This window comes from Photorhabdus machadonis (assembly GCF_052657765.1).
This window is the reverse complement of sequence record NZ_CP199761.1, coordinates 5,078,800-5,101,981: the sequence shown is the minus strand read 5'-3', so window position 1 is coordinate 5,101,981 and position 23,182 is coordinate 5,078,800. Positions and strand designations below refer to the sequence as shown.

The 23,182-nt window shown below is 44.1% G+C and carries 17 protein-coding genes, 3 tRNA genes and 3 rRNA genes; 18 read left to right on the top strand and 5 right to left on the bottom strand.

The genetic code is table 11. The features are described from left to right. Window positions 1-948, bottom strand: a complete 948-nt coding sequence (gene fmt, locus ACUN2T_RS24495; protein ID WP_445495489.1) for a methionyl-tRNA formyltransferase — start codon at window positions 946-948, stop codon at window positions 1-3. A 24-nt stretch (window positions 949-972) separates the two neighbouring features. Beyond that, window positions 973-1,485, bottom strand: coding sequence for a peptide deformylase (gene def, locus ACUN2T_RS24490; RefSeq protein WP_445495488.1), 513 nt, complete (start codon window positions 1,483-1,485; stop codon window positions 973-975). 133 nt (window positions 1,486-1,618) lie between these two features. Here def and dprA point away from each other — a divergent pair, with 133 nt between their 5' ends. From dprA to ACUN2T_RS24465, 5 genes are all read left to right on the top strand, one after another. After that, entirely contained in the window at window positions 1,619-2,704 is a 1,086-nt protein-coding gene (gene dprA / locus ACUN2T_RS24485) for a DNA-protecting protein DprA (RefSeq protein ID WP_445495487.1), read from the top strand. Window positions 2,705-2,769: 65 nt separating this feature from the next. After that, complete coding sequence (locus ACUN2T_RS24480; protein WP_445495486.1) at window positions 2,770-3,309, top strand: topoisomerase DNA-binding C4 zinc finger domain-containing protein; 540 nt, start codon at window positions 2,770-2,772, stop codon at window positions 3,307-3,309. Between the two features lie 13 nt (window positions 3,310-3,322). Then, window positions 3,323-3,892, top strand: a complete 570-nt coding sequence (gene tsaC, locus ACUN2T_RS24475; protein WP_445495485.1) for an L-threonylcarbamoyladenylate synthase type 1 TsaC — start codon at window positions 3,323-3,325, stop codon at window positions 3,890-3,892. Window positions 3,893-3,899: 7 nt separating this feature from the next. Then, entirely contained in the window at window positions 3,900-4,718 is an 819-nt protein-coding gene (gene aroE, locus ACUN2T_RS24470) for a shikimate dehydrogenase (protein WP_445495484.1), read from the top strand. After that, window positions 4,715-4,975, top strand: a complete 261-nt coding sequence (locus ACUN2T_RS24465) for a DUF1488 family protein (RefSeq protein WP_445495483.1) — start codon at window positions 4,715-4,717, stop codon at window positions 4,973-4,975. Before aroE ends, ACUN2T_RS24465 begins: the two co-directional genes overlap by 4 nt. Here ACUN2T_RS24465 and ACUN2T_RS24460 read toward each other — a convergent pair. Beyond that, a complete protein-coding gene (locus ACUN2T_RS24460; protein ID WP_445495482.1) occupies window positions 4,951-5,496 on the bottom strand; it encodes a gamma carbonic anhydrase family protein in 546 nt (181 codons plus the stop codon). The genes ACUN2T_RS24465 and ACUN2T_RS24460 overlap by 25 nt on opposite strands. Window positions 5,497-5,969: 473 nt before the next feature. Between ACUN2T_RS24460 and ACUN2T_RS24455 the strand changes: the two genes are divergently transcribed. The 6 genes from ACUN2T_RS24455 to ACUN2T_RS24430 all read left to right on the top strand — a co-directional run bounded on the left by ACUN2T_RS24455 (window position 5,970) and on the right by ACUN2T_RS24430 (window position 11,369). After that, window positions 5,970-7,514: ribosomal RNA gene (locus ACUN2T_RS24455) — 16S ribosomal RNA — on the top strand. A gap of 82 nt (window positions 7,515-7,596) precedes the next feature. Beyond that, window positions 7,597-7,672, top strand: a tRNA-Glu gene (locus ACUN2T_RS24450). 190 nt (window positions 7,673-7,862) lie between these two features. Beyond that, window positions 7,863-10,773: ribosomal RNA gene (locus ACUN2T_RS24445) — 23S ribosomal RNA — on the top strand. A gap of 121 nt (window positions 10,774-10,894) precedes the next feature. After that, window positions 10,895-11,010: ribosomal RNA gene (rrf, locus tag ACUN2T_RS24440) — 5S ribosomal RNA — on the top strand. The 16S, 23S and 5S rRNA genes sit together here with 3 tRNA genes alongside, the layout of an rRNA operon. A gap of 198 nt (window positions 11,011-11,208) precedes the next feature. Then, window positions 11,209-11,285 (top strand) — tRNA-Asp (locus tag ACUN2T_RS24435). Between the two features lie 8 nt (window positions 11,286-11,293). Then, window positions 11,294-11,369 (top strand) — tRNA-Trp (locus tag ACUN2T_RS24430). Between the two features lie 1,618 nt (window positions 11,370-12,987). Here ACUN2T_RS24430 and hdfR read toward each other — a convergent pair. Continuing rightward, entirely contained in the window at window positions 12,988-13,824 is an 837-nt protein-coding gene (gene hdfR / locus ACUN2T_RS24425; RefSeq protein WP_445495481.1) for an HTH-type transcriptional regulator HdfR, read from the bottom strand. Window positions 13,825-13,949: 125 nt separating this feature from the next. Here hdfR and ACUN2T_RS24420 point away from each other — a divergent pair, with 125 nt between their 5' ends. Then, on the top strand, window positions 13,950-14,288 hold the full coding sequence (locus ACUN2T_RS24420) for a DUF413 domain-containing protein (RefSeq protein ID WP_021322838.1): 339 nt from the start codon (window positions 13,950-13,952) through the stop codon (window positions 14,286-14,288). A gap of 47 nt (window positions 14,289-14,335) precedes the next feature. Here the strand turns inward: ACUN2T_RS24420 and ACUN2T_RS24415 are convergent, their stop codons facing one another. Then, a complete protein-coding gene (locus ACUN2T_RS24415; protein WP_445495480.1) occupies window positions 14,336-15,859 on the bottom strand; it encodes a YifB family Mg chelatase-like AAA ATPase in 1,524 nt (507 codons plus the stop codon). A gap of 650 nt (window positions 15,860-16,509) precedes the next feature. On the opposite strand from ACUN2T_RS24415, the gene ilvL reads away from it, so the two are divergent. From ilvL to ilvA, 6 genes are all read left to right on the top strand, one after another. Next, the gene (gene ilvL, locus ACUN2T_RS24410) at window positions 16,510-16,608 is read left to right on the top strand and encodes an ilv operon leader peptide (RefSeq protein WP_036844375.1); all 99 of its coding nucleotides are present in this window, start codon (window positions 16,510-16,512) and stop codon (window positions 16,606-16,608) included. Window positions 16,609-16,747: 139 nt separating this feature from the next. After that, the gene (gene ilvG / locus ACUN2T_RS24405) at window positions 16,748-18,394 is read left to right on the top strand and encodes an acetolactate synthase 2 catalytic subunit (protein ID WP_445495479.1); all 1,647 of its coding nucleotides are present in this window, start codon (window positions 16,748-16,750) and stop codon (window positions 18,392-18,394) included. Then, the gene (ilvM, locus tag ACUN2T_RS24400) at window positions 18,391-18,648 is read left to right on the top strand and encodes an acetolactate synthase 2 small subunit (protein ID WP_023043625.1); all 258 of its coding nucleotides are present in this window, start codon (window positions 18,391-18,393) and stop codon (window positions 18,646-18,648) included. Before ilvG ends, ilvM begins: the two co-directional genes overlap by 4 nt. Window positions 18,649-18,671: 23 nt before the next feature. Then, window positions 18,672-19,598 (top strand): branched-chain amino acid transaminase, encoded by a 927-nt coding sequence (locus ACUN2T_RS24395; RefSeq protein ID WP_445495478.1) that lies wholly within the window; start codon window positions 18,672-18,674, stop codon window positions 19,596-19,598. Window positions 19,599-19,666: 68 nt separating this feature from the next. After that, window positions 19,667-21,517, top strand: coding sequence for a dihydroxy-acid dehydratase (gene ilvD, locus ACUN2T_RS24390; RefSeq protein ID WP_445495477.1), 1,851 nt, complete (start codon window positions 19,667-19,669; stop codon window positions 21,515-21,517). Between the two features lie 4 nt (window positions 21,518-21,521). Beyond that, window positions 21,522-23,093 (top strand): threonine ammonia-lyase, biosynthetic, encoded by a 1,572-nt coding sequence (gene ilvA, locus ACUN2T_RS24385; RefSeq protein ID WP_445495476.1) that lies wholly within the window; start codon window positions 21,522-21,524, stop codon window positions 23,091-23,093. The last annotated feature ends 89 nt before the right edge of the window (window positions 23,094-23,182 follow it).

Sequence of the window (23,182 nt, the reverse complement as noted above, 5' to 3'; positions counted from 1 at the left end):
TCAGTTGATTTTATTACCTGGTGTAAACCACTCACGTTTGGAGTTAAGTAAATCTGCAGCTGACATTGCTTTTTTACCAGCAGGTTGTAATTGCGTGATATTCAGAATTCCATCGGCAGTGGCAATATGAATACCTTTTTTGTCCGCTTTTAAGACAGTTCCTGGTTCTACCGAAATTTGTTCTTCAATGACTTCTGCTTTCCAGATTTTAACAGGTTGCTCTTCCATCTCGAAAAAGCTCATGGGCCAAGGATTAAATGCACGAATGCAACGTTCAAGATGGGTTGCAGATAGTTTCCAATTTATTTTGGCTTCTTCTTTGCTTAGTTTTTCAGCGTAGGTAACCAACTTTTCACTTTGAGTCTCAGGTTGGCTTTTACCTGATGTTATTAATGATAATGTTTTAAGCAGTGCATCTGGCCCAATATTGGTCAGTTTTTCGTATAAACTGGCACTAGTATCTTCAAGTGTAATAGGACAGCTTGCTTTATATAGCATATCGCCAGTATCAAGGCCTATATCCATTTGCATGATCGTCACGCCTGTTTCCGTGTCACCGGCCCAAAGTGAACGTTGAATTGGTGCTGCACCACGCCAACGTGGTAATAGAGAACCGTGTACGTTCAGGCAACCTAATCTTGGAATATCTAAAACAGCCTTAGGGAGGATTAATCCATAGGCTACAACTATGAGAACATCAGGTTGTTGTTTAAGAATCCATTGCTGGTTTTCTTCTGAACGTAAAGTGGCTGGCTGAAAAACGGTAATGTTGTGTTCTTCTGCCAGTACTTTTACAGGACTGCGTGTCAGTTTTTTACCTCTTCCGGCTGGTCTGTCTGGTCGCGTAAGAACGCCAACGATCTCATGCTGAGACGTTAATAAAATCTCTAAATGGCGCGCCGCAAAGTCAGGTGTTCCGGCAAAAACAATACGTAAAGAATCAGACACGTTTATTTCCTGTATTAATATAATTTATTTGGTTCGGGCTTTTTGTTTATCCAGCTTTTCTACTTTCTGGCGTATACGCTGGCGTTTCAGTGGAGATAAATAATCCACAAAAAGCTTACCAATTAAATGGTCCATCTCGTGTTGAATACAAATAGCTAGTAAGCCATCAGCTTGTAATTCAAATGATTGACCATTGTAATCTAAGGCTCTGATTTTGACTTTTTCAGCTCGTGGCACTAGTGCTCGCTGTTCAGGAATAGACAAACAGCCTTCTTCAATCCCAGTATTACCACTTTTTTCCAGTAACTCTGGATTTATCAGTACAAGGCGTTCATTACGAGTTTCCGATACGTCAATAACGACAATACGCTGATGAATATCAACTTGTGTTGCTGCCAGGCCAATGCCTTCCTCTGCGTACATAGTTTCAAACATATCATCAATGATACGTTGAATCTCCGCATTAATTTCTTTAACAGGCGTTGCAATAGTGCGAAGCCGCTCGTCTGGATAATGTAATACTTGTAATACTGACATATATGTTTAGATCTGTGTTCAAAATGTGAATGGTATTTTATCTCTATTCTAGACATTTCTCGTTTAGATTGACAGTATTGATTGCTAATTGAGCAGTTTGGTTTTGTCCGTCAATCTTAGTCAGGATGACAACATGGAAGCTATGGAAATATGGTTGCGAATGAAGATGATCTCTCATTTAGCAACAGAAAAAGCAGCAAATATTACAGAGAAATTATTGCATGCTGGGAATCGTTATCTCACCGTACTCAAGGATAGTGGGTTAACATCAGCACAATGTTTGCAATTTACTAAAGCGAATAAAACCTTGCTAGCTTCATGTTTAAAATGGTTGGAACAGCCGGAACGTCATTTATTGACATATTCTCATCCTTTGTATCCACCACTATTAAAGCAAATACATACTCCACCTCTTGCGCTTTTTGTGTCAGGGAAATCAGATCTTCTTTTAAAGAAGCAGGTGGCGATGGTAGGGAGCAGGGCAGCAAGCTATTATGGAGAGAAATGGGGAAAATTTTTTGCAAGTGAATTGGTTGGACATGGGTTAGTTATTACTAGTGGTTTAGCTATTGGTATTGATGGTATTTGTCACCGATCTGCGCTGGATAGTGGTGGTCAAACAATAGCTGTATTAGGTAGCGGTCTTGGTCAGATTTATCCTTATAGACACGGATTATTAGCAAAGCAAATAGAGGAGGGGGGAGCCCTTGTTTCTGAATTTTTTCCGGATACTCCTCCACGCGCAAAAAACTTCCCTAAAAGAAATAGAATTATCAGTGGATTAAGTTCGGCAGTTATTGTTGTAGAAGCGAGTCAAAACAGCGGTTCATTAATTACAGCTCGTTGTGCTCTTGAACAGGGAAGGGATGTATTTGCATTACCAGGGTTTTTGGGGAGCTCAGTCAGTGAAGGGAATCACTGGTTGATAAAACAGGGAGCATATCTGGCTACAAATGCAATGGATATTGTAGAACATGTTTACAGTTCACTACAATGGTTACATATGGAAAGAACAAAGGAAGAAGTAAAACCCCAGTTTGAGCAAACTGAGTTGCCATTTGCTGATGTGCTGGTTAACGTAGGTGATGCAATAACGCCAGTTGATATTATTGCGCAACGTTCTGCATTACCTATAGCTGAGGTAATGACAAGGCTTCTTGAACTAGAATTATTAGGTAAGGTGGCTGTGGTTGCTGGTGGTTATGTGCGCGTGAGTTAGTTAACTGAATACTCAAAGTCTTGCTTAGCATCATCATATGAGTATAAATTTCAAGTGAAAATGATATGGCAAAAATGGTTCCTTTTTCCACTAATGAAACTGAAAATTGTCCTGAATGTGGTTCTGTTTTGGTTATTCGTAATGGCATTCATGGCCCATTTCTTGGATGTTTTAGTTATCCATCATGTCAATATATTCGCTCATTAAAAGGGCAAAGTAACGGGCATGTGGTAAAAGAACTTGAAGGGCAGTTATGTCCTGCATGTGGAGCTAATTTAGTTTTACGTCAAGGGCGTTATGGAATGTTCATTGGTTGTAGTCGTTATCCTGAATGCGAATATACGGCACTGATTGATAAACCGGATGAGACGTCGATAGCCTGCCCCCAATGCAAACAAGGGCAACTACTCCAAAAAAAATCACGTTTCGGAAAAATTTTTCACGCATGTAACCGTTACCCCAACTGCCAGTTTGTATTAAATAATAAGCCAGTTGTTGGTGAATGTGTGTTTTGTTTCTATCCATTATTGATGGAGAAACGCACATCACAAGGTATAAAGTTGTTTTGTGCTAGTAAGTTGTGTGGAAAACAGCAAATAAATTAAATTGAGTAATAAAATGAGTAATGAAGTATCACTTGCATTTGAAAAAGTATTAACTTCGCTAAAATCAGAAAAAGTTATTGCTTATCCAACTGAAGCTGTTTTTGGGCTTGGATGTGATCCTGATAGTGAAAGAGCAGTAAATGAACTACTTACATTAAAGAAGCGCCCGTGGCAAAAAGGGTTGATTCTTATTGCAGATAATTATAGACAATTACAGCCATATCTTGATGATAATCTTCTAACAGAATACCAAAAAGAAGTTATATTTGCTTCTTGGCCTGGGCCTGTAACCTGGGTGATCCCTGCAAAAGTCGGTACATCTAAATGGTTGACTGGGCAATTTTCCACTTTGGCTGTTAGAGTTAGTGATCATCCTTTGGTGAAACAGTTATGTACTTTTTATGGAAAACCATTGGTATCGACCAGTGCAAATTTAAATGGTCTTGAACCATGTCGAACAGCAGAAGAAGTCAGACGACAGTTTGGGGATAAACTTTCTGTGTTAGATGGTGATGTTGGAGGGCGGAAAAATCCTTCCGAAATTCGGGACGCTTTAACTGGTGAGCTTTATCGTCAAGGGTAGAATACATATGAATCAATTCGCTGTCTTTGGTAATCCTGTTACGCACAGTAAATCACCCCGTATTCATCAGTTATTTGCTGATCAAACAGGTATTGCACATTGTTATGGGAAGATTTTAGCGCCAATAGGTAAATTTGAAGAGACATTGGATATGTTTCTTCAACAAGGGGGGGGGGGAGCTAATGTTACTGTGCCATTTAAAGAGCAGGCATTTATCAGGGCAAATGAATTGACTGAGCGGGCAAGACTCAGTGGTGCAGTCAATACCTTGAAATTGTTAGATAATAATCAACTGCTTGGTGATAACACGGATGGTATAGGATTGTTAGCAGATTTGATACGGCTTGAGTTTATTACTCCGGGACAGCATATTTTAATAATTGGGGCTGGTGGTGGTGCCAGAGGTGTTTTATCTCCATTATTAGAATTTGGTTGTGATATTACAATGACAAACCGAACGTTCAGTCGTACCATTCAGATCGCTAATGATTTTTCGCCAATAGGTAACATTCGACCCGTTGAGATGAAAACACTTAATAGCCCTGAGTTTGATCTTATTATCAATGCGACTGCATCCGGTATTAATGGTGAGATTCCTGCGATATCTCCATTAATATTTAATGAAAATTGTGTCTGTTATGACATGTTTTATCAGGCTAATTTGACGCCTTTCATTTCCTTTGCCAAAAAACATGGTGTTTCTCGTTATGCTGATGGATTAGGGATGTTAGTAGGACAGGCCGCTCATTCATTTAAATTATGGCATGGTGTACTGCCAGAAATTGCACCTGTGCTGTTAACATTGGAACAGGAGTTACATTTTTGAATCAATCTATCCAGTTTCCTGATAGAGAAGAGTGGGACGAACAACAGCAGATAGTCATTTTTCCCGCGTTGGTAAATGGGTCATTGGTTCACTGTGCTATGAGTGCTAGGGATCTTTTATACCGTTATGGGGAAGATCATCATCCATTAAATCTTTTCCGACAAAATCGTTGGGATCTTGAAGAGGAATTTGAATCGTTAATCAATAACGGGGATGATGATCATTTAGGACGTTATATATTACCTTCTTGCAGGTAGTTATTTTTCCAGCAAACATAATTGCTTGCTGAATAACATAGGATTTCTAATTCTTCAGGTTTTAGTTTTCTGATCCGACGAGCGGGGCTACCGACATAAAGGTATCCACTTTCTAATATTTTTCCTGGGGCTATCAAGCTGCCTGCTCCAATAATAACGTCATCTTCAATAACTGAACCATCAAGTAGGATGGAACCCATACCGATGAGCACTCGATTACCAATAGTGCAACCATGGAGTATAGCTTTATGCCCGATAGTGACATCATTCCCAACAATTAAAGGAAAACCATCGGGATTATCAACAGATTTGTGTGTCACATGTAATACAGAACCATCCTGAATGTTCGTACGTGTGCCAATAGATACGTAATTAACGTCGCCACGGATGACAACTAAAGGCCATATGCTGACGTCATCAGCAAGTCTGACATCACCAATGATCACACTAGATGGATCTAACATAACTTTCTGGCCAATTTTAGGTTGAGTACCAAGGTAACTGCGTAACACTCCAGACATATATACCTCTAATGAAGAAATGGAGATCTCTTATCCTTAACGGGATCCTAGTGAGGAAAACACCAGTATGCAATGGAAAAAGCTTATTGATTTTGGCTATCATCGCCTAAATTCAACTCAAAAAGAGCAATAAGCAACCTATTGGCGATAAATCTAAAAAAAAGTGTTGTGTAAAAATCTGGGTTCCCTATAATGCGCCACCACTGACCGACACAACGCTGACAAAACGTGTGAGGCCAGGCAGAGTAAAGTGAATAAGCGCTTGACTCTGCGGGCGAAAAGCGTAATATACGCAGCCCGGCTGAACGAGAATATCAATTTTTATTTCAGCCTGCTCTTTAACAATTAATCAGACAATCTGTGTGGGCACTCACAAGACCGTATCACAAAAAAATACGTTTTAAAGTCTTGAAGAGTGAACAACAGTGAATTCATTACGAATGAACAGTCAGTTTCTTTGAGCATCAAGCTTTTAATAGAAGAGTTTGATCATGGCTCAGATTGAACGCTGGCGGCAGGCCTAACACATGCAAGTCGAGCGGTAACAGGAAAGTGCGTGCACTTTCGCTGACGAGCGGCGGACGGGTGAGTAATGTCTGGGGATCTGCCCGAGGGCGGGGGATAACCACTGGAAACGGTGGCTAATACCGCATAATGTCGCGAGACCAAAGTGGGGGACCTGAAAAGGCCTCACGCCCACGGATGAACCCAGATGGGATTAGCTAGTCGGTAGGGTAATGGCCTACCGAGGCGACGATCCCTAGCTGGTCTGAGAGGATGACCAGCCACACTGGGACTGAGACACGGCCCAGACTCCTACGGGAGGCAGCAGTGGGGAATATTGCACAATGGGCGCAAGCCTGATGCAGCCATGCCGCGTGTATGAAGAAGGCCTTCGGGTTGTAAAGTACTTTCAGCGGGGAGGAAGGGTATAACCTGAACAGGGTTGTATTTTGACGTTACCCGCAGAAGAAGCACCGGCTAACTCCGTGCCAGCAGCCGCGGTAATACGGAGGGTGCAAGCGTTAATCGGAATGACTGGGCGTAAAGCGCACGCAGGCGGTCAATTAAGTTAGATGTGAAATCCCCGGGCTTAACCTGGGAACGGCATCTAAGACTGGTTGACTGGAGTCTCGTAGAGGGGGGTAGAATTCCATGTGTAGCGGTGAAATGCGTAGAGATGTGGAGGAATACCGGTGGCGAAGGCGGCCCCCTGGACGAAGACTGACGCTCAGGTGCGAAAGCGTGGGGAGCAAACAGGATTAGATACCCTGGTAGTCCACGCTGTAAACGATGTCGATTTGGAGGTTGTTCCCTAGAGGAGTGGCTTCCGGAGCTAACGCGTTAAATCGACCGCCTGGGGAGTACGGCCGCAAGGTTAAAACTCAAATGAATTGACGGGGGCCCGCACAAGCGGTGGAGCATGTGGTTTAATTCGATGCAACGCGAAGAACCTTACCTACTCTTGACATCCTCAGAATTTGCTGGAGACAGCGAAGTGCCTTAGGGAACTGAGAGACAGGTGCTGCATGGCTGTCGTCAGCTCGTGTTGTGAAATGTTGGGTTAAGTCCCGCAACGAGCGCAACCCTTATCCTTTGTTGCCAGCGCGTGATGGCGGGAACTCAAAGGAGACTGCCGGTGATAAACCGGAGGAAGGTGGGGATGACGTCAAGTCATCATGGCCCTTACGAGTAGGGCTACACACGTGCTACAATGGCGGATACAAAGTGAAGCGAGCTTGCGAGAGTGAGCGGAACACATAAAGTCTGTCGTAGTCCGGATTGGAGTCTGCAACTCGACTCCATGAAGTCGGAATCGCTAGTAATCGTAGATCAGAATGCTACGGTGAATACGTTCCCGGGCCTTGTACACACCGCCCGTCACACCATGGGAGTGGGTTGCAAAAGAAGTCGGTAGCTTAACCTAAGGGAGGGCGCTGACCACTTTGTGATTCATGACTGGGGTGAAGTCGTAACAAGGTAACCGTAGGGGAACCTGCGGTTGGATCACCTCCTTACCTGAGATGCAGTTGAGTGCAGTGCTCACACAGATTGTCTGATAAAAGTAGAGCAAGACGCGTCTGCGAAGCCGGCCATTGTGTCCCCTTCGTCTAGAGGCCTAGGACACCGCCCTTTCACGGCGGTAACAGGGGTTCGAATCCCCTAGGGGACGCCACTTGCGGTGATGACGGGTGAAAGCCGTTGTCGTGTTATCGTTAAGCGGATTTGTGATGAAGTCGGCTTACCGATAAAAGCTCTTTAACAATCTGGAACAAGCTGAAAATTGAATACAGTCAATAACCTCCCCGAGGGGTTATTGATGAGTCTCTCAACAATCCGCAAGCCGAGACAGTTTCGGGTTGTGAGGTTAAGCGACTAAGCGTACACGGTGGATGCCTAGGCAGTCAGAGGCGATGAAGGACGTGCTAATCTGCGAAAAGCGTCGGTAAGCTGATATGAAGCGTAATAACCGGCGATGTCCGAATGGGGAAACCCAGTGCAATCCGTTGCACTATCGCTTGATGAATTCATAGTCAAGCGAGGCGAACCGGGGGAACTGAAACATCTCAGTACCCCGAGGAAAAGAAATCAACCGAGATTCCCCCAGTAGCGGCGAGCGAACGGGGAGCAGCCCAGAGTCTGCATCAGTGAAGGGGTGAGTGGAAGCGTCTGGAAAGTCGCACAGTAAAGGGTGAAAGTCCCGTACACTAAACCCTCTTCACTGTGAGCTCAACGAGTAGGGCGGGACACGTGGTATCCTGTCTGAATATGGGGGGACCATCCTCCAAGGCTAAATACTCCTGACTGACCGATAGTGAACCAGTACCGTGAGGGAAAGGCGAAAAGAACCCCGGCGAGGGGAGTGAAACAGAACCTGAAACCGTGTACGTACAAGCAGTGGGAGCCTTCATTTATGGGGGTGACTGCGTACCTTTTGTATAATGGGTCAGCGACTTATATTCTGTAGCAAGGTTAACCGTTTAGGGGAGCCGCAGGGAAACCGAGTCTTAACTGGGCGCATGAGTTGCAGGGTATAGACCCGAAACCCGGTGATCTAGCCATGGGCAGGTTGAAGGTTGGGTAACACTAACTGGAGGACCGAACCGACTAATGTTGAAAAATTAGCGGATGACTTGTGGCTGGGGGTGAAAGGCCAATCAAACCGGGAGATAGCTGGTTCTCCCCGAAAGCTATTTAGGTAGCGCCTCGTGAATTCATCTTCGGGGGTAGAGCACTGTTTCGGCTAGGGGGCCATCCCGGCTTACCAACCCGATGCAAACTGCGAATACCGAAGAATGGTATCACGGGAGACACACGGCGGGTGCTAACGTCCGTCGTGAAGAGGGAAACAACCCAGACCGCCAGCTAAGGTCCCAAAGTCATGGTTAAGTGGGAAACGAGGTGGGAAGGCTCAGACAGCCAGGATGTTGGCTTAGAAGCAGCCATCATTTAAAGAAAGCGTAATAGCTCACTGGTCGAGTCGGCCTGCGCGGAAGATGTAACGGGGCTAAACCATGCACCGAAGCTGCGGCAGCGACACTAAGGTGTCGTTGGGTAGGGGAGCGTTCTGTAAGCCGTCGAAGGTGTGCTGTGAAGCGCGCTGGAGGTATCAGAAGTGCGAATGCTGACATAAGTAACGATAAAGCGGGTGAAAAACCCGCTCGCCGGAAGACCAAGGGTTCCTGTCCAACGTTAATCGGGGCAGGGTGAGTCGACCCCTAAGGCGAGGCTGAAAAGCGTAGTCGATGGGAAACAGGTTAATATTCCTGTACTGAATGTGACTGCGAAGGGGGGACGGAGAAGGCTAGGCCATCCGGGCGACGGTTGTCCCGGTTTAAGCGTGCAGGTGGGCAGGACAGGCAAATCCGTTCTGCTGTAACACTGAGGCGTGATGACGAACCGCTACGGCGGTGAAGTGGTTGATGCCCGGCTTCCAGGAAAAGCCTCTAAGCATCAGGTGACATTGAATCGTACCCCAAACCGACACAGGTGGTCAGGTAGAGAATACTCAGGCGCTTGAGAGAACTCGGGTGAAGGAACTAGGCAAAATGGTGCCGTAACTTCGGGAGAAGGCACGCTGGCAGCAGGTGAAGGAAGAAACATCCGGAGCCGAAGCCAGTCGCAGAGACCAGCTGGCTGCAACTGTTTATTAAAAACACAGCACTGTGCAAACACGAAAGTGGACGTATACGGTGTGACGCCTGCCCGGTGCTGGAAGGTTAATTGATGGGGTTAGCACGTAAGCGCGACGCTCTTGATAGAAGCCCCAGTAAACGGCGGCCGTAACTATAACGGTCCTAAGGTAGCGAAATTCCTTGTCGGGTAAGTTCCGACCTGCACGAATGGCGTAATGATGGCCAGGCTGTCTCCACCCGAGACTCAGTGAAATTGAACTCGCTGTGAAGATGCAGTGTACCCGCGGCAAGACGGAAAGACCCCGTGAACCTTTACTATAGCTTGACACTGAACATGGAGCCTTGATGTGTAGGATAGGTGGGAGGCCAGGAAGTGTGGACGCCAGTCTGCATGGAGCCATCCTTGAAATACCACCCTTGAATGTTCGATGTTCTCACCCAGTTCCGTGATCCGGAACGGGGACAGTGTCTGGTGGGTAGTTTGACTGGGGCGGTCTCCTCCCAAAGCGTAACGGAGGAGCACGAAGGTTGGCTAATCACGGTCGGACATCGTGAGGTTAGTGCAAAGGCATAAGCCAGCTTGACTGCGAGAGTGACAGCTCGAGCAGGTACGAAAGTAGGTCTTAGTGATCCGGTGGTTCTGAATGGAAGGGCCATCGCTCAACGGATAAAAGGTACTCCGGGGATAACAGGCTGATACCGCCCAAGAGTTCATATCGACGGCGGTGTTTGGCACCTCGATGTCGGCTCATCACATCCTGGGGCTGAAGTCGGTCCCAAGGGTATGGCTGTTCGCCATTTAAAGTGGTACGCGAGCTGGGTTTAGAACGTCGTGAGACAGTTCGGTCCCTATCTGCCGTGGGCGTTGGAAGATTGAAAGGGGCTGCTCCTAGTACGAGAGGACCGGAGTGGACGCACCGCTGGTGTACGGGTTGTCATGCCAATGGCATAGCCCGGTAGCTAAGTGCGGCAGAGATAACCGCTGAAAGCATCTAAGCGGGAAACTTGCCTTGAGATGAGTCTTCCCTTGACTTTAAGGTCACGGAAGGAACGTTTAAGACGAAGACGTGGATAGGCTGGGTGTGTAAGTGCAGCGATGCATTGAGCTGACCAGTACTAATGAACCGAGCGGCTTAACCTTACAACACCGAAGGTGTTTTGGTGAGAGAGACGAAAAGAATTTTAGCTTGTTGACCGGATTGGTTCTGATGGTGGTGCGAGCTGTTAAAGGCGGGTATCACGGTTGGAATGGAATGAATTTGCCTGGCGGCGATAGCGCGGTGGTCCCACCTGACCCCATGCCGAACTCAGCAGTGAAACGCCGTAGCGCCGATGGTAGTGTGGGGTCTCCCCATGTGAGAGTAGGGAACTGCCAGGCTTTAATTTAGCTTTGTGTGATGAAGAATGACACGGAGTGTAGTGGGTAGACAGTCGGACCAAATCGCTGAGAGTGATTTTAAACGTCGTGTAAAGCGGCGTTCCGAAGGACGAATGGCAGAAGAGCCGTTCGCAGGCTGCCCTGATAGGCATTGAAATTTTATGTTGTGATAATGACATAGAAGACAAGAAATTCGGTGGTGCGGTAGTTCAGTTGGTTAGAATACCGGCCTGTCACGCCGGGGGTCGCGGGTTCGAGCCCCGTCCGCACCGCCACCTTATTTAGGGGCGTAGTTCAATTGGTAGAGCACCGGTCTCCAAAACCGGGTGTTGGGAGTTCGAGTCTCTCCGCCCCTGCCAGTTACAAACTAAGTAATAACTAAGGTAGTTCGCAATATTGATAACCCAGCTATGTAGCTGGGTTTTTTCTTATCTGCACTGTGCATAATGAATACAATATCACCTTGGCAGATGTTATTTTTTGACCATGATAGTTAAGGAGTGGCTCAGAGGAAAAAGTCTTCTGGGTATCTGGCAAGGGAAATATTAGCTAGACACAATATATTGATTTAACGAACAAAAATTTATTTAAACTTAATATCTTTATTGTCACTTTTACATACCGAGAGGCATCTCTTGACGGATCAATTAAAGGGTGTTGCTAAATAGCTTTTCATAATACCGATACAGTTGGTCTATTTGATTAATGTCCGAGTAGTGCAAGTCTGATGCTTGATAGGCAGCATTAACTTATCGCTCTGCTATGCATAGCGCACAGCCCTTGCTACACAAAGCGTTGTACGGAGTGGAGCACTATTTTGGAAAGTTATTTAGTTTATTATCTTAATTTTGACCAGAATGTTGGACTCGTATCTAAGAGTAAACTATAACAGCATATTCTTTATTGTCTTTGTCAAGTATCTTTTCATGAATTAATTCAGCGGCATGTAGATTTAGGCTTTTTTTGGGGTTAGAAGGTGTAGGTGATCAATACGTCTACCGCCTAATAGGAAACTGATCAGTTTAAGTATTCTATTTGAGAAATATTTCTTAACGTAATAAACATCGTTTCAATTAGATAATATTTTTTCAGTATTATCCACTCCCATAGTAATAAAATATTTCCTTTTTATTCATTTATGGATATTTATTATCAGTGTGAGTTCTTACATATTTCATCTATAAATAGGTCTTACATGGTGGTAAATAGAGGGATAGCTAAGTGAAAGATATAATATTTCGAGATCTTGTTTATAAGGGAGAAGCTAGGCGGTTGGTACGTCTGAATATATTCTCAACTTATTACTGATACTACTAGCGTACAAATTGTTAACAAAAATTATCGACTTTGCTGTGAAATTTTTCTGAGTTAATTATGTTTAAGGGATTTTTGTCAATTAAGTCTAAATAGCTTTTCATAATACCGATACAGTTGGTCTATTTGATTAATGTCCGAGTAGTGCAAGTCTGATGCTTGATAGGCAGCACTAACTTATCGCTCTGCTATGCATAGCGCACAACCCTTGCTACACAAAGCGTTGTACGAAGTGGAGCACTATTTTGGAAAGTTATTTAGTGAACACTCTAATCGTGACAGTTTTCTTATTAAATGAAGTTCGGTTTAAAGTTTAAAATGAAAGTTATCTAAGTCGAATAGCAAGGTAAGAGTATTGAGTATCCAGACGATGAGGATAGGTTCGTTTAGTAAGTTATTCAAAATCCCTTACACTTCTTCACTGTGGTTCTGGGTTTTCTGATTCAAGTCACAGCCTTAAACCATGATGTAGTGTGTAGTAGGTGAAGATTATTTGGCAAACAGGGGAATATGTGGAAGGATGGCGAAAGTAATCCCGCCTCCTGCGTGATCTAAGATTTCGTTTCCTGTTACTATTTTGGTTTCTGTTTCCGTGTAACACTCCTATCTGGAAATCTTGCAGAACATAGATCCACTAATTGAATGAGTTGCATAAAATGTCTCTTAATCTCTTGTAGAAGTATTGATGACAGGTATTTTTAATAGTTGCTGAATCAATGCTTGTTGATCGTTGTTCTGTAGCCATATAGCGTATAATGGGCGCTCAATTAGTTCAGTATTTGGGTAAGAGACAAGTTCTGAATATTCGTTTTGCCAGTGTATTGGTAGGAAGGCGGTTCCTCTGACACTATTGAGCAGTTGGCGAGCTATATGTGCTGAAGTGGTTGTGATGATGGGCAATTGTTCACTTTTTAAAATCCGTTGTTCTTGGTGATGGAAATCAGCTCCCCATTCTAATTTGATGTAGTTTTCAACTTGGTATTTCAGATTTTCTTCTGTTGTTAATAATTTCAGGCAAATATTCCCTAATAACAAGTTTTGGAACTCATCCATTTTAGGTGGTTCAGTCGTTATTAGTAGATCTAACTCACGCGAATGAAGTTGTTTAACAAGGGATTGCCGCGTAGAAATCCGGGATTCTAATCTTAGTTCCTGATGTCTTTTATAGAAATCCTGTAGCCAAGGAGTTAAATATGCTTCCCATAATGATGCGGTAGCGCCAATTGTCAATTCCGTATGTTGAGATGCATGTGTTATCTCTTTTTTAGCTAACTGCCAGGTATTCATCAGTGATTCTGCATACGGCACAAGGCGTTCGCCAGCGGCTGTAAGCCGGATGTTATTGCGATGACGTGTGAAAAGATTAGCACCTAATTGGTTTTCTAATTGGCGTATGCGAAAGCTGACTGCTGACTGTGTCAGGTATAGTGATTCGGCTGCCCGACCAAAGTGACGAGTTTTACTGACCTCCAGGAAGGTTTTCAGTAATTCGGTGTCCACATGTTTCTCCAATAATTTTTATCGTTAAGATTTAAATGTTTTGTTTTACAGAACGCCAGGCCTATCTAATACTCCGCGCCATAATTAGCATGATAGTAACAGTAATAGAATTAGGAGTGTGTCAGATGGCCGAAAGCTTCATCACGACTAATCGTTTTTTTGATAACAAACATTATCCTCGCGGGTTTTCCCGCCATGGCGATTTCACCATTAAAGAGGCGCAATTGCTAGAGCGTCATGGTCATGCGTTCAATGAGTTAGATCTCGGTAAACGTGAACCTCAAACAGAAATAGAAAAACTGTTTGTTGCTGTTTGCCGGGGTGAACGTCAGCCTGTGACGATGGAAGAAAAAGTATGGACCAAATATTTGGCAAGGATTAGTCGTCCAAAACGTTTTCATACCCTGTCAGGTGGTAAGCCTCAGGTTGATTCTTCTGATGACTATACCGACACTGATGATTAATATCATCATAAGTTATGAGTACAGGGGCTTTGCCCCTTTTTTCATTTTTAACCTGATTGTTTTTGTAACTGTATTAATAGCCTGTCCATACTACGGTAGCTTAAGGCTTCCATAATATGTGGTTTTTCTATCTCTTTTTTTCCTTCTAAGTCGGCGAGTGTCCGGGATGTCCTCAGAATTCGATGCCATGCCCGGATGGAAAGACCTAATTTTGTTAGTGTTTCTTCCAGAAACACTGCATCGTTAGGTTTGAGCTTACAAAATGCTTCTGTCTCTTTACTATTCAGATGAGCATTAATTTTTCCACAGCGTTTCAATTGTATTTCTCGCGCTGTCAGTACTCTTAATTTCACATTTTTGCTGCTTTCGCTTGATCTAACTGCGCTACTCAATGTTCCAATGGGTAACAGAGGAACTTCAATTGAGAGATCAAAACGATCTAAAAAAGGCCCGGAAAGTTTTGCCAAGTATCGAAGTATTTGCTGAGGATTACTTCGATTGTGAATTCCTTGATGATGGCCTGTAGGGCTGGGATTCATTGCTGCTATTAATTGAACCTGAGCAGGAAAACAAACTTTTGCTCTGGCTCTGGATATGATTATTTCCCCTGACTCCAGTGGTTCTCTGAGGGCATCAAGGACTCTGCGTTCAAATTCAGGAAGTTCATCTAGAAACAGCACACCGTTGTGAGCAAGTGATATTTCACCAGGTTTAGGAAGTCCACCACCGCCAACTAGGGCTGCCATTGAAGAACTGTGATGAGGCGCTCTGAATGGGCGTGTATGCCATTGTTCTGGTGGAAGGTAGGTATTTACTAGACTATTGATAGCGGCAACCTCAAGGGCTTCTTTGTTTGTTAATGGTGGTAATAAACTGCATAGGCGGCTTGCCAGCATCGTTTTTCCTGTCCCAGGTGGGCCAAGTAGTAAAAGATTATGTCCGCCTGCTGCCGCGATTTCCAGTATGCGTTTTGCTTGTTCCTGACCAATAATATCCTGAAGATCCGGTTGTGATTGTTCTGTTGAAAATTCATGCTGGATTGTTGTTGTCAGCAGTTGTTTTTCTCCTTGAAGAAAGTGGCAGATGTGCAAGAGGTGTTCTGCCATTAACGTTGCATCCTGAGATAAGATTGCTAACTCTGTTCCGTTTTCTGTCGATAGAATAAGTTGCCTGCCTGCGTCTCCCGCGCTTAGTGCAGCTGGGATTGCGCCATTAACTCTCCGTAAGCCCCCGGATAGCGCGAGTTCACCAAGAAACTCATAACGGTTCAGTTTATCGGCAGGTATTTGTTCTGAAGCTGCCAGAATAGCGATAGCAATCGGCAAATCATAACGGCCACCTTCTTTGGGAAGGTCTGCTGGTGCAAGATTGACGGTGATTCTTTTAGGCGGATAGGTAAACCCACTGTTGATCAACGCGCTTCTGACACGATCTCTTGCTTCTTTTACGGCTGTTTCAGGCAAACCGACCAGAGTTAATCCAGGTAAGCCATTACTAATATGCGCTTCAACAGTAACAATGGGGGCATGAATACCTATAATCGCTCTGGTATAAATAACAGAGAGGGCCATCCTATTCTCCTTAGTAAGAAAACGCATATGATGGGCTGAAATAAGATAATAAATAGTGTCTTATTATTTTTTTGCGAGACGGCTCTAAGAAATATTTCACAAGGTGACTAAAAGAATTTTTCTTAAGTTTTCATTATATGGTTTTTATTTCAGTGAATTGATATTTATTTGTTTTATATTCGTAAGTTTAATCATGAGATTTATTTTTCATATTATTTCATGATGGTTTTTTATTGTTTTGATATTGGTTTTTTATTTGTTTTGAATTGAAATTTTTATATTTACTTATAGTAAGTTTATATATTTTCACAGTAGGTTAAATTAGTGTTTTATATATTTTTGTTTTATTTGTTAACTGGGGTTTTTGTCACCCAGGTGATTAATGATAAGATATTTACTTGGTTTTAGTTGAATGATTTGTTTTATTTGTTATTTATTAATGTGATATATTGTTTTTATATAACAATCTGGATTTTATCACCTAAATTTAATTCATTTATGGGAAAATAATCCAATTTTCAAGTATCAAATTGAAAATAAACAGTATTTTATCATGTCGAGGAATAAAACAAAATAAAAGTTGTCAAGCTATGAAGAACGTGATAACTCTTAAATATAGATTAAACGAACGAGTTAAAGCGACTAAGATTATGAACATATTCGTCCAAGTGATTAGCCTAGTTATCGTCAGCGTGGTGGTGATTATTATCCCACCGTGCGGGGCTGCACTTGGACGAAGAAAGGCTTAGACGAACAGCCAGATCTCTCGAAGACCCCCGCACCGAAAGGCGCGGGGGTTTTTTTTCGGCAAGCAAAAATCAGTCAGAGACAAAAACATACAACAGAACAAAATTTTGTCTCACAGGGTAAACACAGGGGATATAAAAAATGAACGGGGCGCAGTGGGTTGTAAAAGCATTACGAACGCAGGGTATTGATAAGGTTTTCGGCTACCCTGGTGGTGCAATCATGCCGGTTTACGATGCTTTGTACGATGGTGGTGTGGAGCACTTACTTTGTCGGCATGAACAGGGTGCCGTTATGGCAGCAATTGGTTATGCGAGAGCTAGTGGTAAGCCGGGAGTTTGTATTGCCACATCCGGGCCGGGGGCAACAAACTTAATCACTGGATTGGCTGATGCGTTGTTAGATTCTATTCCTGTTGTCGCTATCACTGGTCAGGTTAGTTCTGAATTGATTGGAACTGATGCCTTTCAGGAAGTCGATGTTTTAGGTCTCTCCCTTGCTTGCACTAAACACAGCTTTTTAGTGGACTCCCTAGAAAATTTACCTCAAATTATGGCTGAAGCTTTTTCTATTGCAACCAGTGGTCGACCTGGCCCAGTTTTAGTTGATATTCCTAAAGATATTCAACTGAAAGAGGGGAATTTAACCCCACATCTGGTTCCTGTTGAGCAAGAGATACCCTGTACTGAAAATGAATTAGAACAAGCCCGGAAGATGATTGCGGCTGCGGTAAAGCCAGTACTGTATGTTGGTGGCGGAGTCGGTATGTCTCAGTCAGTTTCTGTTCTGCGTAATTTTGTTGCGGAAACAGGTATGCCGGTTGTTTCCACATTGAAAGGTTTGGGTGCTGCTGATACTAAACATCCATGTTATCTGGGAATGCTTGGGATGCATGGTACGAAAGCTGCAAATTTTGCTGTTCAGTCATGTGATTTGCTGATTGCCGCAGGTGCCCGTTTTGATGATCGTGTGACTGGCAAACTCAATACCTTTGCGCCGAATGCAAAAGTTATTCATCTGGATATCGATCCGGCAGAGCTGGGGAAATTACGTCAGGCTCATGTGTCATTGCTGGGGGATTTAAAAGCGTTGTTGCCTTGTTTACAGCAACCATTATCAATTATGTCCTGGCAGCGGGAAGTTAAGCGCCTGAAAGCTGAATATCCTTGGTGCTACGACCATCAGGGTGAGGCTATCTATGCACCTTTGTTATTGAAGCAGGTTTCGGATCGTAAAACATTAAACACGGTTGTTACCACCGATGTTGGACAGCATCAGATGTGGACAGCTCAACATATGACTTTTGATGGGCCTGAGAATTTTATTACATCCAGTGGGCTGGGATCGATGGGATTTGGTATCCCTGCTGCGATTGGTGCTCAAATTGCCCGACCAGAGGATATGGTGATCTGTGTATCCGGTGATGGTTCTTTCATGATGAATGTTCAGGAATTGGGGACAATTAAACGCAAGCAGTTACCAGTAAAAATTTTACTGTTGGATAACCAGCGGCTGGGAATGGTGCGGCAATGGCAGGAACTGTTTTTTGATAAACGATATAGCGAAACAACATTAACGGATAACCCTGACTTTGTCGCATTAGCGAAAGCTTTTGATATTCCTGGGCAACATATCACTGATAAATCACAGATTGATGAAGCTTTGGATGCGTTATTTAGCAGTAAGGGACCGTATTTATTACAGGTATCCATTGAGGAATTAGAGAACGTTTGGCCGTTAGTCCCTCCCGGTGCAAGCAATGAAACTATGTTGGAGAAATCATTATGATGCAGCATCAACTTGCAATCCAGGCTCGTTCCTGTCCTGAAATATTAGAACGTATCTTACGGGTAACGCGTCATCGTGGATTTCAGATATGTTCAATGAATATGGATCAAACAATGGATGGCTATAATGTTAATATCGAATTAATTGTTGCCAGCCAAAGATCTGTTAATTTGTTGTCTTCGCAATTGACTAAATTAGTGGATGTCGCTGGTGTCAAGATTTTGCAACCGAAATCACAATTAATACGTGCATAACGTAGAAATAAAGGAATAAGAGAATGACGAAGCAATCCGATTACATTTGGTTCAATGGCGAGATGGTTCCTTGGGCAGATGCTAAAGTTCACGTAATGTCACATGCTTTACATTACGGTACGTCGGTTTTTGAGGGAGTTCGCTGCTATGACTCTTATAAAGGGCCAGTCGTTTTCCGCCATCGAGAGCATATGCAGCGTTTACATGATTCTGCAAAGATTTACCGTATGCCAGTGAGTCAGAGTGTTGATGAATTGATGGAAGCGTGCCGGGCAACTCTTCGTAAAAATAATTTAGTCAGTGCTTATATACGTCCATTGGTCTTTATTGGGGATGTTGGAATGGGAGTTAATCCACCCGCTGGTTATAAAACTGATGTCATTATTGCCGCTTTCCCATGGGGAGCTTATTTGGGAGAAGATGCACTGGATCAAGGAATTGATGCTATGGTTTCTTCATGGAACCGTGTGGCACCAAATACAATACCAACGGCTGCCAAAGCGGGTGGTAACTACCTTTCTTCTCTTTTGGTTGGTAGTGAGGCCCGTCGTCATGGGTATCAGGAAGGTATTGCTCTGGATGTTTATGGTTATATCTCTGAAGGCGCGGGTGAAAATCTGTTTGAAGTAAAAGATGGTGTATTGTTCACTCCACCCTTTACCTCAGCTTCATTACCAGGAATTACCCGTGATGCCATTATCAAACTAGCGAAAGATTTGGGGTTGGAAGTTCGTGAACAGGTATTGTCGCGCGAATCTCTGTATCTGGCGGATGAAGTTTTTATGTCTGGTACAGCGGCTGAAATCACACCCGTTCGCAGTGTTGATGATATTCAGGTTGGTATTGGTAAATGTGGACCAATTACCAAGAAGATTCAGCAAGCATTCTTTGGTTTGTTTGATGGCACAACAGAAGATAAATGGGGCTGGTTAGATCCAGTAAATCCTTAATAAAACTATAAATAATCTAACGGGCGGTTCGTTCCCCGCCTGTTTTGATAACACGGGAGTGAAGAATAATGCCTAAGTACCGTTCTGCCACCACGACTCATGGCCGCAATATGGCTGGGGCCCGCGCTTTATGGCGTGCGACAGGGATGACCGATGCAGATTTCGGTAAACCGATTATTGCGGTAGTTAACTCATTTACTCAATTTGTTCCGGGGCATGTTCATTTGCGGGACTTAGGTAAATTGGTTGCCGAGCAGATTGAAGCATCAGGTGGTGTTGCAAAAGAGTTCAATACAATAGCGGTGGATGACGGTATCGCAATGGGGCATGGTGGTATGCTCTATTCTCTGCCATCACGCGAATTGATCGCTGATTCTGTCGAATATATGGTGAATGCTCACTGTGCTGATGCCATGGTGTGTATTTCTAACTGTGACAAAATCACACCAGGTATGCTGATGGCCGCCCTGCGCTTGAATATCCCTGCGATTTTTGTTTCCGGTGGTCCCATGGAAGCCGGTAAAACAAAATTGTCGGATCAGATTATCAAATTGGATTTGATCGATGCCATGATTCAAGGTGCAAACCCTAATGTCAGTGACGAGGATAGCCATCAGATTGAGCGTTCAGCTTGCCCAACCTGCGGTTCCTGTTCCGGGATGTTTACTGCTAACTCTATGAATTGTTTGACAGAAGCTCTGGGTCTGTCTCAGCCAGGGAACGGTTCGTTACTGGCGACTCATGCGGATCGTAAGGTGCTATTTCTGAACGCGGGCAAACGTATTGTTGAGCTGACTAAGCGCTACTATGAACAAGATGATGAGAGTGCTCTGCCGCGTAATATCGCAACGAAAGCTGCATTTGAAAATGCGATGATGCTGGATATTGCCATGGGCGGTTCAACAAATACTGTACTTCACTTACTGGCTGCGGCACAGGAAGGGGAGGTTGATTTCACTATGGCGGATATTGACCGTCTGTCTCGTCAGATTCCTCATCTGTGTAAAGTTGCCCCAAGCACACAAAAATACCACATGGAAGATGTCCATCGTGCTGGTGGTGTGATGGGTATTTTAGGTGAGCTGGATAGATCCGGTTTGTTGAATCGTCAGGTTAAAAATGTTTTGGGGCTGGATTTGCTACAAACGCTTGATCAATATGATGTGATGCTGACGGTAGATGAATCGGTAAAAAAAATGTATTCAGCAGGCCCTGCGGGTATCCGTACTACTCAGGCATTTTCACAGAATTGTCGTTGGCCTTCTTTGGATATTGACCGTGTAGAAGGTTGTATCCGTGACCTCAAACATGCATACAGTCAGGATGGTGGCCTTGCAGTTTTGTTTGGTAATTTGGCTATAGATGGCTGTATTGTAAAAACCGCAGGTGTTGATGAGGACAGTTTGACATTTCGTGGGCTAGCTAAAGTTTATGAAAGTCAGGAAGATGCGGTTGATGCGATCTTGGCTGGCAGAGTCGTTGCTGGTGATGTGGTCGTCATTCGTTACGAAGGACCAAAAGGTGGGCCAGGCATGCAGGAGATGCTGTATCCGACGACGTATCTGAAATCTATGGGATTGGGTAAAAGCTGTGCATTGATTACAGATGGCCGTTTCTCTGGAGGTACCTCTGGTTTATCGATAGGCCACGTTTCGCCAGAAGCCGCTAATGGTGGCTTGATCGGTTTGGTTCAAGATGGCGATATCATTGATATTGATATTCCACTGCGAAAAATTCAACTTGATGTGGATAAAAAGACACTTGCTGCCCGTAAAACAGTGGAACTTGCCCGCGGAGATAACGCGTGGACGCCGAAATCTCGTGAACGCCAAGTATCTTTTGCCCTGAGAGCTTATGCTTCATTGGCGACCAGTGCGGATAAAGGGGCTGTCCGTGATAAATCTAAGCTAGGGAGATAATTGCATGGTTGTATTTCGTCCCTTAACTTCCGCACCAAATGGTGCAGAGTACCTGAAAGCGGCGTTAAGTGCGCCTGTCTATGAAGTTGCTCAGGTGACGCCTTTACAGGAAATGAAGAAAATTTCTACCCGTTTGGGAAATACTATTTTGGTAAAACGGGAAGATCGGCAGCCTGTTCACAGTTTCAAGCTCCGTGGCGCTTACACTATGATTGCGGGTTTGACTGAGGAACAAAAAAGCCGGGGGGTGATTACGGCATCCGCTGGTAATCATGCTCAAGGTGTTGCACTTTCCGCCAATCGTCTGAGAATTAGCTCCCTGATTGTTATGCCGGTTGCCACTGCGGATATCAAGGTCGATGCAGTCCGTAGTTTCGGTGGAGAAGTTCTGCTATATGGTGCCAATTTTGATGAGGCTAAAGCCAAAGCAATAGAAATGGCACAGCAGGAAGGTTATACCTTTGTTCCACCGTTTGATCATCCCGATGTCATCGCGGGTCAGGCGACACTGGCGATGGAACTTCTGCAACAAGATGTACATCTGGATCGAATCTTTGTACCTGTCGGTGGTGGTGGTTTGGTTGCTGGAGTTGCTGTGTTGATTAAGCAACTGATGCCAGAAATTAAAATTATTGGGGTGGAAGCGGAAGATTCAGCTTGCCTGAAAACAGCGATGGAAGCTGGGCATCCAGTAGATTTACCAAGAGTTGGCCTGTTTGCTGAGGGTGTTGCCGTTAAACGTATCGGTGATGAAACTTTTCGTTTGTGTCAGCAATATGTGGATGATGTTATCACGGTGGACAGTGATGCTATTTGTGCTGCGGTAAAAGATCTGTTTGAAGATGTGCGTGCGATTGCTGAACCATCCGGAGCATTGGCACTGGCTGGATTGAAAAAGTATGTTCAACAGCATCAGATCAAAGGTGAGCGGCTGGCACATATTCTTTCTGGTGCTAACGTAAACTTCCACGGGTTACGTTATGTCTCTGAACGTTGTGAGTTGGGTGAACAACGGGAAGCACTGTTGGCCGTGACTATTCCTGAACAAAAGGGTAGTTTTCTGCGTTTTTGTCAGAAATTGGGCGATCGGGTGGTAACGGAGTTTAATTATCGCTATACGGATGCGGATCCTGAACAAGCTTGCCTTTTCGTTGGTGTCCGATTGAGTCGTGGTGATGTGGAGAGACGGGAAATCATCGAGGAGTTGTGTACCGCAGGATATCAGGTTGCAGATCTTTCAGATGATGAAGTGGCAAAATTACATGTCCGCTATATGATTGGTGGCCGCCCGTCTAAGCCATTGAGTGAGCGTTTGTATAGTTTTGAATTCCCTGAATCACCTGGGGCTTTGCTGAAGTTCCTGCAAACATTGGGAACTTACTGGAATATTACATTATTTCATTACCGCAATCATGGTACAGATTATGGTCGGGTGTTAGCGGCATTTGAATTATCAGGAACAGAAGTGCGCTTTAAGCGTCACCTTGATGCGTTGGGCTATGGATATCACGATGAGACGGATACGCCTGCGTTTAAGTTCTTTTTAATGGGTCAGTCATCTGAAACAGCTGGATGATGATAAGCATTTTGACGATGAAAAAAATATGTTTCGTAGAACAATAAAATAGCGCCTTGGAAGGTGCTATTTTGACAAGATTTTGTATT